Annotated in this window: 7 protein-coding genes; 5 read left to right on the top strand and 2 right to left on the bottom strand. The window is 73.7% G+C overall.

Annotated elements, in window-relative coordinates:
* Positions 1-6 precede the first annotated feature (6 nt).
* The 5 genes from QWU11_RS14800 (at position 7) to QWU11_RS14780 (ending at position 8,967) form a co-directional block, all read left to right on the top strand.
* Entirely contained in the window at positions 7-1,548 is a 1,542-nt protein-coding gene (locus QWU11_RS14800; protein ID WP_290108682.1) for a hypothetical protein, read from the top strand.
* Positions 1,549-1,660: 112 nt separating this feature from the next.
* Complete coding sequence (locus QWU11_RS14795; RefSeq protein WP_290108681.1) at positions 1,661-6,001, top strand: CHAT domain-containing protein; 4,341 nt, start codon at positions 1,661-1,663, stop codon at positions 5,999-6,001.
* 19 nt (positions 6,002-6,020) lie between these two features.
* Positions 6,021-7,628 carry an Hsp70 family protein gene (locus QWU11_RS14790; protein ID WP_290108680.1) on the top strand — a complete coding sequence of 536 codons (1,608 nt, stop codon included), beginning with the start codon at positions 6,021-6,023 and terminating at the stop codon, positions 7,626-7,628.
* Between the two features lie 14 nt (positions 7,629-7,642).
* Positions 7,643-8,308, top strand: coding sequence for a hypothetical protein (locus QWU11_RS14785; protein ID WP_290108679.1), 666 nt, complete (start codon positions 7,643-7,645; stop codon positions 8,306-8,308).
* A 2-nt stretch (positions 8,309-8,310) separates the two neighbouring features.
* The gene (locus QWU11_RS14780) at positions 8,311-8,967 is read left to right on the top strand and encodes an RES family NAD+ phosphorylase (RefSeq protein ID WP_290108678.1); all 657 of its coding nucleotides are present in this window, start codon (positions 8,311-8,313) and stop codon (positions 8,965-8,967) included.
* A 17-nt stretch (positions 8,968-8,984) separates the two neighbouring features.
* Here QWU11_RS14780 and QWU11_RS14775 read toward each other — a convergent pair whose 3' ends face one another.
* Both QWU11_RS14775 and QWU11_RS14770 read right to left on the bottom strand, forming a co-directional pair.
* Positions 8,985-9,329, bottom strand: a complete 345-nt coding sequence (locus QWU11_RS14775; protein ID WP_290108677.1) for a hypothetical protein — start codon at positions 9,327-9,329, stop codon at positions 8,985-8,987.
* A 192-nt stretch (positions 9,330-9,521) separates the two neighbouring features.
* Entirely contained in the window at positions 9,522-13,628 is a 4,107-nt protein-coding gene (locus tag QWU11_RS14770; RefSeq protein WP_290108676.1) for a CHAT domain-containing protein, read from the bottom strand.
* Positions 13,629-13,865 lie beyond the last annotated feature (237 nt).

Below are 13,865 nucleotides of genomic sequence, written 5' to 3'. Positions count from 1 at the left end.
CACGCCATGTGGATCGTCTATCTGGCCGTGATCTTCTGCGGCGTCGCCCTCGTGGCGGCGTACGCGGCGGTCGTCGTCCCGCTCGCGGCACTCGCGGTGAGCGTCGCGTACGCGGTCGCGTTCACCGGCGCGTACCTGACCGGGATGGGCACCGTGCTGGTCGCGCGGCCCGCCGGCCTGCCCGTCCCGCCGCGATGGCCGCGGCGCGGAGCCGATGACGAACCCGCCGTCCTCGGCTACTTCTACGGGCCCGCCGTCGCCGACGCCGACCACGCCGTGCGCACCGCGTACGACCGCTGCCGCCGGCTGTGGAACTTCGGCGGCGACCTCGTGAGCGAGACCTTCGGCATGGGCCAGGCGAGTGTGGTCACCGCGCCGATCGGCATCGGCGGGGCCCTCGGCCTGGTCGTCGGGAGCCTGCTGGGGATGGCCGGGTTCGCCCTCTGCGCCCTCGTTCACCTGACCGTCGTCGGCGTGGCGTTCGTGGTGGTGCGCACGACCGGCGCGGTGCTGCGCGCGGCCGACTCGGCGCTGCTGCGGATCCGGCACATCCGGATGGTCTGCCCGCACTGTTTCGACCGGGTGCCCTATCCGGCGTACGGCTGCCCGGCCCGTGGCTGCACCCGGCGGCACCGCGACATCCGGCCCGGCCGGTACGGCGTCGTACGCCGCCACTGCCTCTGCGGCGCGAAGCTGCCGACGCTGCTGCTGTTCGGCACCGCGCGGATGGCCGCGTACTGCCCGCACCAGGGCTGCTCCCGGTCGATGGAGCACCGTCCCGGTGAGGCGCGGGAGATCGTCCTGCCGCTGTTCGGCGCCGCCGGGGCGGGCAAGACCCGGCTGCTGTACGGCATGGCGGAGCGCCTGCGGTCCTGGTCCGAGAAGGGCCTGCTGAATGCCGAGCTCGCCGACGGGTTCACCTCCGGCGACCTCGACCTGGCCGGCCGCTTCCTGCGCAGGGGACGGGCGACGCCCAAGACGGCGGTCCAGACCCCGCGCTCGCTGATCATCCGGCTCGGCACGGGCAACGACACCCGGATCCTGCAGATCTTCGACGCCGCGGGGGAGCTGTTCTACTGGACCGAGCGGACGCAGATGCTCGGCTATCTCGACAAGGCACGGACGTTCGTGCTGGTCATCGACCCGCTGTCCGTCTCGGCGTTCTGGGAGGGGCTCTCCGCCGAGCGGCAGGCGAGCCTGGAGGGCGAGCGCTCGAAGGCGCCGTCGCCGGACCTGGCGTTCCTGCAGACGCAGCAGGAGATGGAACGGATGGGCGTCGCCCTCGGGAAGTGCCGGCTGGCCGTGGTCTTCAGCCGCGCGGACCTCCTGGAGGGCCCCGGAGCCGGCGACGACGTCGAGGCGTGGGCGCGCGACGAACTCGGCCTGGGCAACCTCATCCGCTCGGCGACGCACGGCTTCCGCAAGGTCCGCTTCTTCCGTACGGCCGCGGTGCTCGACACCGGCGGCACGGTCGACCCGTCGGTCGCCGATCTCATGCGCTGGCTGCTGGCCCCGTCCGGCGTGAGTCTCCCGGGGGAGGGGCCATGACCGAGCCGGTCGAGGAACAGGCGTACCGCCGCGTGCGGCAGCAGATCTTCGCCGCCACGCTCGCCTTCATGATCGCCGCGATCGCGCTGACCGCGCTGTTCACGGTGGCACGATGACCGAGCGTCCGGAGGAGCCGGCGGCGGGCGACGGTGAGGTCCCGTCCTCGCGGAGGGAGGCCGACCGGGCGGTCGAGCGGCTGCTCGACGCGGCGGACGGAGGACCGGCCGCGCTCGCCGACCTCGCGAAGGCCCTCGCCGGCCGCTTCTGGCTGCTACTCGCCGAGGCGGCCCGGGAGGACGAGGAGGAGAGCGCCGTCACGGCGGACCTCACCGCCGCGCTCGAAATCCTGGCGGAGGCCGTCGCGTCCACCTCCGGCAAGAACCGTCTCCAGGCGGCGGTGCTGCTCGGCGCGCTGTCCCCGGCCGTCGACGCCCCGGGCGCCGAGGACGGAACGGAGACACTGCGGACGGCGATCGCGCTGTTCGGCCGCGCCGCCGTCCGGTACGGACCGGACCTTCCGGAGGCGGCCGCCCTCGGCGTCGCCCTGGGCGACCGCTACGAGGAGCATGGCCTTTCCGCCGACCGCGACGAGGCGATCGTCTGGCTGCGCCGCGTGTACGACGTCCTGGTGCGCCCGGACGCCGGTCTGGCGCCGGACCACTTTCTGCTGGCCCTCCTCCTGATCGACCGCGCCGAGCAGAACCACGACGTGGCGGACGCGACGGCCGCGATCGGCTATGCCCAGCGGTGCCTGGCGGGCGTGGCCGGCGACGACCCGGACATCGCCATCCCGCTGTACCGCCTCGGCCTGGCCCACCTCATCCGGGCCCAGATCCTCGGCGGCGACTCCCGCGACGACCTGGAAGTCGCCGCCGAGCACCTGTCCGCCGCGCTCGGCGCGTTGCCTGAGGGGCACGAGGGCCACGGGCAGACGGCGATCTACCTGGGCCTGGCGCGCGGCATGTGGGCACGGCAGGAGTCCAGGACGTTCCCGAACGTGCGCGAGGCCGCGCGAGAGCGGGCCGACGAGGCCGTACGGCTGATCGGCGACGGCATGGCCCACCTGGCCGGGGAGGATCCGCTGCTGGCGACGGCACGGCTCGAGCTGGCCGGCGTCCGGGCCGTCCGGTTCCTCGCGCTGGCCGGTGATGACGACGACAGGACCGCCGCGCTGGCCGTCTTCGGCGAGGAGCTCGACGCGCCCGACTGCCCGGTCGCGACGGCCGACACCTGCCACGTCCTCAGCGCCGCGCTCCTCCTCGGTGACTGGACGCCCAGGAAGGTGGGGTCCGTCGACGCCGACTTCGGCATCGCGTCCGTCGGCCGTGCGATGGCCGTGCCGCCCACGGCGCTGCCGCGGGAGGTGGCGGACGTCGCGCTGGCGCACCTCGGCCAGGTCTCCGAGGCGGCGACGGCCGGTCCGGAGTACGGGGGACTGGTCCAGTGGCTCCGGGCGTGTCTCACCGTCGCGCCCGACCCGGGCGCGGTCTCCGAGGGGAGCGCGGCCCAGGCCATCGCGGACCTGGAGGGGAGCATGGCGGCGGCGCCGGACGGGGATCCGGGCGTGTACGAGACACAGGCGCTGATCGGCCTGCTCCACGGCCTCCACGCCGGCGGGCCGGAGGGTGAGGAGAACCGCCGGCGTGTGGCGGAGTCGTTCGTCGCGGCCACCCAGGGCCTCCCGGACGGCCATCCGCTGCGCGGCACGCTCCTGGGCGTGCTCGGGGGGTCCGCGGGCATCGCCTTCGAGGGGAGAGACGCCTCGCGAGACGAGCTCGACGCGGCGGTCGAGGCGCTCGAACACGCACTGGCGCACATGCCCGACGACCATCCCGCCCGGACCCTGACCCTGACCCGTCTCGGGTCGGCGTTCTTGCAGAACATCCGGTACGTCCGATCTGGGCCGCGCCTGGACCGCATGCGGGCGCTCCTGGGCGAGGCCGTCGAGCGTTCGGCGGACCCGCCGAACAAGGCGATCAACCTGGCGCTCCTCGGGCTGACCGAGGGATTCAGCGCGATGTTCGACGCGGACCCGGACCGGCGCACCTCCGCGATCGAGCGGCTCGAGGCCGCCGCCGCGCTGGCCCCCGAGAACGAGGCGATCCAGAGCATGGTCCACACGGGCCTCGTCGTACTGCTGGGCCAGCGTTACATGGCCGGAGGCGGCCTCGAGTCGTTCGACGCCGCCATGTACTACGCCGAGCGGATCGCCGGTACCTACGGCGAAGACAGTCCTGCGTTCGCCCACGCGTCCCTGACCATGGAGTACTTCCTCGCCCTCCGGCCGCTCGTCCGGTACCGCACCAACACCACCCCTGACCAGCTGGAGGCCGCGAGCGCCGCGCTGCTCCGGTTGCGGGGACGGCTGCCGGAGTCCCACCCGATGCACGGATCGTTGCGCGGCGACCTCGCCCTGCTGGAGGTCATGCGCAAGACCGACGGGCTGGACGTGGACAAGATCGGACGGGAGCCCGAGCTGTTCACCGCCTACGCCGACACTCTCGCCGCCGAACTGGAAAGCACTCAGGACGACGACGTCTTCCACTCTCTCGGGCTCATGTTCACGGCCTTCGCGAAGGTGAACGAGGGCTTCGCCCGGCGCGACCGCAGGCCGATGGACGAGGGCATCGCGCTGCTGGCGGAGGCGTGTGAGCAGGCGGACCGCAGCCCGGCGCAGCTGTACCAGCTGCTGAGCAGCCATGGCATGGCGCTCCGGCTGCGGTACGACGTCACGCGCGATCGGCGGGACCTGCTCGACGCCACGACGCGCCTGGAAGAGGCACGGCGCGAGGCCGGTCAGGACAGGGCCGGCGCCGAGCTCGCCGGGCTGCTCTACACACTCGCCCTCGCCTACCACGAGCGGGACGACCGGCAGCAGGGCGACCGGCGGGCCGCGGCGGAGACCGGGATCGCGGCGATGCGGGAGACCGCCGGGGACGTGATCCTGCAGAGCGACGAGGCGCGTGCCCTCGACGTGGCCGCCGGGGCGGCCGGTGACGGCGCCGACGTCGCCCGGTGGTGCCTGTCCGGGGGGTACGCCGAGCTGGCCGTCGAGGCGCTCGAACTCGGGCGGGCCATGGTCCTGCACGCCGCGACGGCCGACGCGAGCGTGCCCGCGCTGCTGCGTGACGGCGGACACGAGGGCTTCGCCGCCGAGTGGGAGCGCGCGCTCGCCGGAGGCGCGATCCGTCCGTGGGACGGGCACGCCGGAGCGATGGTCGGGGATCCGCCGAAGGGCCTGGTCGTGCCCAGCGACCTTCGGCACCGGGTCATGCGGGCGATCGAGGGGACCGAGGTGGAACGGCGGCTGCTCGCGCCGCCCGGCGTACCCGAGATCGCCGAGGCGTTGTCCGCGGCCGGCGCGGACGCGCTGGTCTACCTGCTGCCACGGGACGAACGGCCGCACGGGCTGGCCCTGATCGTGGGACGCGACGGCCGGGTACGTGACGTGCCGCTCCCCGGGCTGGCGACCGGTGACGGAAGCCTCGTGGCGGCCTTCGCCCGCGGAGCCGACCGGGAGGTTCTCCCGGAACTCTGCGAATGGGCCTGGACGGCCGCGATGACGGGAGTCCTGTCCGCCGTCCCGGCCGAGCCGCCGCGCCGCCCGCGCCTCGTGCTCGTGCCGGTCGGTGAGCTCGGCGCGGTGCCGTGGCACGCGGCGCGGCGCGTCGTCGCGGGCGGCGGCCGGCGATACGCCTGCCAGGACGCGACCATCTCCTACGCCGCCTCGGCCCGGCAGTTCGTGGAGGCGCGGCGCCTTCCGGCGCGACGGTGGGACAGCGCCCCCGCGCTCGTCCGGGTCGGGGGAAGCGGCTTGTTCCACGCCTCCCAGGAGATCGCCCAGATCCATCGCCGGCACTACCCGCGGGGGACCCTCCTCGGCGGCCGCCGCCGAGGGGACGCGCCGTCGCCCAAGGCCACCGCCGAGCGCGTACGCGCGCTGCTGCCCCGTGCGGGCTCGCCGGGCGCGTCGCTGCTGCACCTCGGCTGTCACGCCCTGGTGGCGGAGCGCCCGGTCGAGTCCCGGCTCCTGCTCGCGCAGGACGAGGCCCTCGCCATGACCGACATCCTGCGGCAGGCGCGCGAACGCGCGAGGGACGCCGCCGGCGGCCTCGTCGTGCTCGCGGCGTGCGGCAGCGACGAGACCGGCCGTCATCACGACGAGGCGCTGACGCTGGCCACGGCGTTCCTCGCCGCCGGCGCCTGCGGCGTCGTCGGCGCACGCTGGCCGGTCGCGGACGTGCCGACCGCCCTGTTCATGATCATGTTCCACCACTACCTCAACTCCGGCTACGGCGATCCCGCGACGGCGCTGCGCGCGGCGCAGCTGTGGATGCTCGACCCGGGCCGGCGGCCGCCCGCCGGCCTGGACCCGGGACTGGCCGAGGAGACGGCCTGCCTCGACCTCACCGCGATCGACGCGTGGGCCGCATTCACCTACCAGGGCCGATGACCTTTCGAAGGACGATGACATGACCGCGTTCGGGATCGACCTGGGCAGCACCAACTCCTGCATCGCCTACGTGGACGACACGGGCCATCCCGTGGTGGCCAGGAATGCGATCGGCAGGGAGACGACGCCCTCGGTCGTCTACTTCGAGAAGCCGGGCAGCGTGGTCGTCGGCGGCGCCGCGCGCAACAGCGCGCTGCTGGCGCCCCACCTGGTCGCGGAGCGGATCAAGCGGGAGATGGGCCGGGAGGACGTCGCGTTCACCTACCACGGCGAGGCGCGTACGCCCGAGACCATCTCGGCATTCATCCTGCGCGAGCTGGCGCAGTCCGCCGGGCGGCAGACGGGCGAGCCGGTACGTGACGTCGTCATCACCGTGCCGGCCTACTTCGGCGTACGGGAGCGTGAGGCCACCCGCAAGGCCGGGCGCATCGCCGGGCTCAACGTGCTGGACGTGCTCGACGAGCCGATCGCTGCGGCGTTGTCCTACCAGTCGCGCCGGCCCTCCGGCGGCGTCCGCCACGTCCTCGTGTACGACCTGGGCGGCGGGACGTTCGACACGACCGTGATCCGGCTGGAGGGCGACGACATCCGGGCGGTCTGCACCGGAGGTGACCTTCGGCTCGGGGGCGCGGACTGGGACGAGAGAGTGGTCCGGTACATGCTGGAGGCCTTCACCCGGCAGTGCCCGGGCCTCGACCCCACCGCCGACGAGCAGTTCATGCACGACCTCGCCATCGGTGCCGAGGTGGTGAAGATGGAGCTGAGCTCGGCGCTGGCCTGGACGCGCCACCTGCGGTTCGGCGGCGCGACCGCCGAGGTCGAGATGACCCGGGCCACGTTGGAGGAGCTCACCGCCGACCTGCTCGAACGCACCCTCGACATCACCGAAAAGACCGTCGGGGAGGCGCGCCGCAGGAAGGTCGAGACCATCGACGAGGTGATCCTCGTCGGCGGCATGACCAAGATGCCGGTCGTACGGGAGCGCCTCCGCGAGCGGCTCGGCCTGGAGGCCCGGAGACACGAACCCGAGCTCGCGGTGGCGAAGGGCGCGGCGCTGTTCGCCCTGGTCCGGCAGGCGAGCCGGGAACCCGGCGGCGGGCCGGAGGAGATCGCCGACCGGCTCGGCATCAGCGCCTCCGAGGCGGCGGTGATGACGCGGCGGTCGGTGACCACCGTCGTGCCCCGTGGCTTCGGCGTACGGGTCGCCGACCAGAACGACCCGCTCTTCGCCACCGATCCCGGCCGGGCGCGCACGTACGTCATCCATCTGCTGCCGGCCAACACGCCGCTGCCCGCCGACTCCGGCGCCGTGTCATTCGCCACCTCGATCGACAACCAGCCGATGGCCGAGGTCGAGGTCTGGGAGCAGAAGGAGGGGACCAGCTCCGATGAGGTGAGCGACAACGCCTGCGTCGCACGCGGCAGGCTGCGCCTGCCGCCCCGCCTCCCGGCCCTGTCCCGGCTGGACGTCTCGTTCGCGGTGGATGAGACCGGCAGGCTGACCGTCCACGCCGAGGAACCCATGTCCGGGAACGAGCTGGACCTGGAGTTACAGATCGGCGGGATGGACGAGGCGGCGGTGAGCGCCGCGCGTACCGCGGTGGCCCGGCACGACGTGAGCTCGTAGGGGGAGCGGCGAAGATGGGGATGCGACGTGCGCTCGGCGTACTGGCCGAGCAGTGGGACGACATCCGGGAGCGGATCGGTCCCGAGGACGCGGGTGAGCTGTCCGCGCTGGTCGTGGAGTTCGTGGGTGAGGGCGACGGCGACATGTCCAAGGAGATCGCCGAGGAGATCGTCGGCCTCTTGCGCGGGCGGCTGCCGCTGGACCACCCGTTCCGGCAGGCGGTGATCGAGGACGAACGACGGCTGGCACCGGACCGGGCGGTCGAGCTCGCCTCGTGGTTTCGCCTGACCGAACCCCTGCGCGGCCTGGTCGGCGAGCCCGCGCCGACCGCGAGCCAGGTCATGGCCGACGGGTCGGCATGGCTGCTGGCGGCGGACGCGTTCACCGCGGCCGAGGTCCGCGTCCGCGGTCAGGACCCCGATGATCCGGGGCTGATCCGGCTCGACCGCGACGACGGGATACCGCAGTGGCCCTCGTTCCAGTTCGGCCCCGACGGCACACCGCCGCAGGTCGTACGGACGGTCAACCGCATTCTCCTCGCCGAGGAGGATCCCTTCGGCGCCGCGGACTGGTGGCTCGGTGAGAACGCCTGGCTCCACGCCGTGCCGGCCCACTCGATCGGGAGCCTTCCCGACGAGTCGCTGATCGCCGCCGCCCGGGCCATGGAAGCGGAGGCCTGAGCATGGTGAAGGCACCGCCTCCGGCCCGCTTCGCCGGGACACCGCTGCTTCATCCGCTGCCCGTGGGCACACGCCTGTGGCGGGTGCACGACAGGAGGGTCGAGCCGACCGCGTTCACCGAGCGGCTGGCGGACGGCAACTTCGGCGGCGGCCGTTTCGACGCCACGGCGCACGACCCGTTCCCGTACTACTACGCGGGACTCAAGGCGAGGACGGCGCTGGCCGAGGTGCTCCTCCGCGACATCGTCCCGGACGCGCGAGGCGTGCGGACCATCCACCGCCCGGCCGTACGCGACCGGCGGAGCAGCGTCGTGCGGACCACGACCGGCCTGAAGCTCGTCAGCCTGCTCACCGGGCCGGCGCTCGCGGCGATCGCCCAGGACACCTGGCTGATCCACGCCGACACCGAGGACTACCACGCCACGCGGCGCTGGGCGAGCTGGATCCGCCGGCAGGCGCCGGACGCGCACGGGCTCATCTGGCCGTCCAAGCGCGAGGGGCGCGCCGAGGCGCTGATGCTGTTCGGTGACCGCTGTGAAGGCGTCCTGGAGGTCGATTCGTCCTCGGTGATCGACCTCGACGACGTGGTCGGAGCGGAATGGATCAATGCGCTCCTCGCTCCGTACCGGGCGTGGATATCGCACCCCCGCCGCCGATGAACGCCGCCGGGCGGAATTCACCAGCGGCCGGGGCCGTGCACCTCGGCCCAGCGCCGCAACTCGTGGTCGTTGAACCGTTCGCGGGGAAGGCCGAGCGAACGCTTGTAGTCGATGGCGAGATCGAGGATGTCGAGAAAGGCCGCGTTGTCATTGCGCCGGCCGAGATGCTCGACGACGCAGCAGGCGCAGCCGTAGGCGACGATCCCTTTCTCGCGGAGCGCGACGGCGCGGATCTCGGCGATGAAGTCATCGGGATTTTGACCGGCGAATACGGTGAACGGCTCGATGCACTCGTCGTAGATCTCCATGCCCCCGATGCCGGAGCCCTCCGGGTCGATCTCGAACCTCCCGAGCAGGGTCATCCGGCGAACGACGTCGTCGGGGAGACCGTTCGCGTGAGAGGGGGTACGTCCGCCGAATAGTCGCACCTCTGTCTCCTTCCCATGACTCGGCTGGTCGATATCTTGCTCGGTCGAGCCGATAAGAGTCAACCGATACGTACATTTTCTGACTTTTAAGTCAAAGTGCCAGTCAGGTCATTTTGTGCTGCCATTTCAGCGTCCTTGGTGGGTGAACGCCGCCCATCCTGCGGGGTCGGTGAGGTCGAGGCCGGGGGTCGTGGTGAGGGCGGCGAGGGCGGGTGGCAGGTCGGGCGGTTCCCGCCGGCGGTCGAGCATCCAGAGCTGTGCGGCGCGTAGTGCGTCGGGTGGGGTGAGGCCGTGGGCGAGGTGGTGGTGGAAGACGACGCTGAGGAGGGTGGCGGCGCGTTCGGTGATCTGCCATCGGGTGCCGACGACGGTGGCGGCTCCCGCGGCGAGGAAGGCGGAGGCGAGGGTGAGGGCCTCGTCGTGGTCGGTGACGGTGAGGTCGCTGAAGCACGCGGAGAGCATGACGAGGCCGCCCGGTGCGGCCGGCGGTCGTCCGTTCGCGCGGTGCAGGATGCGTTCGACGGTCAGCGGCGCCTCGGCGACCGTGCCGTCGACGACGTGGATCAGCCGGAGATGGGAGTCGGCCGGGGAGCCGAGTCCGTGGCCGTGGCAGCTCAGATGCAGCAGCGACGCTCCGGGCGCGTCGGCCGAGGGCAGGGCCGCCAGCACGGTCTCGGGGTCGGCGATCCCGACGCCGGGTGTGGCGGTCGGCCGGGCGAGCCTGCGTGCGTCGGGGTAGTGGCGGCGCAGGGCGCGTGCTTCGGCGTTGGCCCAGGTGAGTTCGCCGGTGGGGTCGCTGACGATGACCGCGTCGCCGTCCAGGTGGGGCCGGTGCGCGGCGTCGACGAGCTGCCGTCCGGACGCGGCGTAGGACAGCACGGCCTTCTCGACGGCGTAGTCCCCGTCCGGCGTGCGGGCCGCGTGCCAGGGAACGACCCCGAGGCGCCCCATCGGGACGAGCACCAGCCGGGGGAGGGAGGGGAAGCGGTCGAGCAGCGGGCCGATCGCGGCCGGCCACGCCCAGTCGCAGACCACGTCGAGCGCCTCCCGCCACCGCCGTCGCTGCCGCCGGCCCGCCGGGCTCCCGGGCGGGTCGGCGATCCCGGCGAGCGCCTCGGCGTACTCCGCCACGGCGCCGCCCGGTCCGGTGGCCAGCTCCGGCAGCGCCAGGTCCTCGACTCCTCCGTCGGCGGTGACGAGCAGCGCACGCCCGGGCGCCGTCGACCCACCGGGAAGTTCGTGGCGCGGGAGGAGGTAGCAGAGCGCGTCGGCGCCCGTACGGCGGACGGCGCCGGCGATGTCGGAGACGTCCGGGGGGCCGGTCAGCCGCAGCCCCCGCGGGGTCGTGGCGAGCGCGTCGAGCACGCGACGCCGCAGGTCGCCGGGGACCTGCGGGCCCATGAGCCCCTCCATGACGGCGGCCACCGTGCCGGCGGGCTCCCGTTCCACGGTCTTCGCCCGGTCCCACTCGGCGAACAGGTCGCCGTGGCCGGCCGCCCGCAGCTCGTCGGCGATCCGCGTACCGGCCGTCGCGGCGTGCAGCACCAGCCCGCGGCCGAGCTCCAGCACGCGTACGGCGGCCTGCGGGGATCCGTCGGCGAGCCGCCAGCAGGCGACGGTCCGGGCGAACCCGTTGCCGCTCCGGCCGGCGGCGACCGCACGCGCGGCACCGCTCTGGAGGAGCACGTTGTGCCCCCAGGCGCGCAGCGCCGCCTCGCCGGCCGTGGCCGAACGGGGCGCGTCCCCGGCCGCGCGGTAGGCCTCGGCCAGCCTCCGCGCCATCTCCGCCTGGAGCGGATGCCCGGGCGCGAGTCTCCGCGGGGCGTCCCGCAGCCGCGCGATCGCCTGGTCGACGTCGGCGGGCGCCCCGCCGAGCCGGTACCGCTCGAGCAGGAGCACGCCCGCCATCACACCGGCGCGCGGTCCCACGGTCGGCGAGCCGGTCAGGCCGGTCAGCGTGGCGATGGCCACATCGAGGTCCCGCCGGACCGGGGCCTGGGCGGTGACGGCACGGAGCGCGGCGGACCGGATCAGGCAGATCTCCTTCATCGGGCCGTCCAGCGAGCGCGCCGCCTCGTCGAGCAGCGGCAGCGCCTCCCGCGCGGCCGGGAGGTCGCCCCGCGCCTGCGCCGCCACCATGATCGCCATCCCCAGGTCGCCCAGCCAGCGTCCGCGCTGCGGATGGTCGGCGGGCAGCCGGTCGATCACGGCGCGCAGCTCCTCGACCGCCGGTTCGTAGTGCTCGGTCCCGCCGCGGCTGACGCCCTGGAGCAGGCGCGTCGTCGTACGGAGCGCCCGCCAGCCGAGCCGGTCCGCGGCCGGGAGCACCCGGGCGAGCAGAGCGTCGGAGGCCTCCAGCTCGTCCATCTGCCGGATGGCCGCGTCGACGTCGGCGAGATCGCCCCGGAGAAAGAAGCGCTGGACCAGCGCGTTCGCCAGGTTGAAGGTGGTCGTCACGAGTTCGGGGGGAGCCGGCGCCAGCCGCGCGGCCTCTTCGAGCTGCACGATGCCGGCGTCGATGTCCGGTTCGGTCTGCCAGTACAGCGCGACCCCGAGCGCCTGGTGGAGCCAGCAGCGGACCGCCGCGTCGGAGGGAGGTGAGACGAGCGCGTCGCGGAGGATGACCGTGAGGTCGGTCAGCCGCGCCGGCCCGTAGATGTGCATGTTCACTCCGACCAGCGTGGTGGCGGCCAGCGCGGCGGTCGTCTCCTCCCGGATCGGGTCGTCGGCCGGCAGCCGGTCGAGGGCCTCGGTGAGCAGTTCCGTGGCACGGGCCAGGTCCGCGGAGACGTTCGTACGGCCTCCGATCCCCTCCTGCGCCCGGGCGGCGTGACAGATCCCGAGGAGGGCCGCGCACCAGGCGTCGGACGCGCCGCCGTCGGTGGCCATGAGCCCGCGGGTCTCGGTCAGCTCGTCGATGGCGGCGTCATGGTCGCCGGGGTGCGCGCCGGCCGTACGCATGCGCTCGACCCGCGCGATGCCGAGCTCGGCCACCACGGTCAGGCGTAGCTCCCGATCGAGGCCGGTGTCGGCGCGTACCTGCGGCCAGGCCTCGGAGTAGCAGGAGATGATCGTGTTCAGGCGCTCCTCGCCGGGATGCTCACCACCGCGCAGCACGTGGGCGTGGGCCAGCCCCATGAGAGCCGGAACCCGCTCCGGGTCCTCGGGCGGCAGCAGGGGAAGCGCCCGTCCGAAGCAGGCGATGGCGGCGTCGAGGTCGGCGGGCCGGTCGCCGTCGTCCTCGGCCCGGCCCAGGAGCAGCGCACCGCCGTCGAGGAGCGCGCTGAGCACGGTCGGGCTCCGCTCGTCTGTGTCGTCGTCTTCGAGGTCGAGGACGCACAGCAGGGCGGCGATGGCCTCGTCGCGGTCCTCGGGGGAGCCGGTCGCGGTGTGCCGCTGCTCCAGCGCGAGACCGCGGATGAACCGCGCCCAGACGTCGTCGAAACCGCGCAGCAGCTCGATCACCGCGTCCCGGTCGGCCGCCCGCGCCGGCGTACCGTCCTCCTCCAGGTGGAGACGGGCCCAGTGCGCCCGTGCGAGTCTCACCCGCAGCTCGTCCAGGTACGGGCCGTCCGGCAGCGCTTCGGCGACCGCGGACAGGTGGACGATGGCCTCGTCCACCGCCTGCCGCTCCTCCCGGGTGTCCGGCTCCGCGACCGCGAAGCGCTCACAGAACGCCAGCCCGAGCACGGCGCGTACCTTCGTCATCAGCGGCCCGGACGACTCTGGGAACGCCTCGGCCAGCTCCCAGGCCTGGCTCGCGCGTTCGAGCGCGGTGTCCAGGTCGGCGGGGTCGTCGGCGCAGGCCGCGTCCGACCACCGCTCCAGGCTCAGCTTCGCCAGCAGGAACAGCGCCTCGACGCGGTCGCTGCCGATGACGTCGCGCAGCGCCCGGCTGAGCAGCTCGATCGCGGTGTCGCGCGGCGCGGCCCGTCCGGTGACCTCGCCGAGGGCGGCGTAGGCGTGAGCGGCGGCGTACAGGGCCAGGGCCGCGGCCCAGTGGTCCGCGGTCTCCGCGACGAGCCGGTCCGCGTGCCCGACCGCCTCGGAGAGCTCGGGCGTGACCCGGCCGTCCCGGCTCAAGCGGTGGATGTCGAGCAGCACCCACACCAGGCCGTGCCGTACCTCGATCACCTCGTCGGGAGAAGTAGCGCGTGCCAGGGCGTCTCGCGCCTCGGCCGCCCGTTTCACCAGATCCGGATCGGGCCGGCCGGGCTCATCGTCTGTGGTCACGGCAGGTCTCCTTCAGTGTCCTTGGTGAGTGAACGCGGACCAGGCGGCGACGTCGGCGAGGTCGCCGATGGCGGCGAGGGCCGGTGCAAGGTCGGGCGGCGTGCGCTGGGGGTCCGGCCCGCCCGGTCAGCTCCGCGAGGATGGCGCAGGCGAGGCCCGCGGCGTGTGACGCCCGCGGACGCGACCAGTGGTCCACCGTGTCCGAGACGAGCCGCACCGCCTCCTCCAGCACGTCCG

Origin of the sequence: Actinomadura sp. DC4, assembly GCF_030406325.1 — a bacterium.
Taxonomy (GTDB): Bacteria; Actinomycetota; Actinomycetes; order Streptosporangiales; family Streptosporangiaceae; genus Actinoallomurus.
Note: the sequence above shows the minus strand (reverse complement) of the source record. Positions and strands in the feature narration are given on the sequence as shown.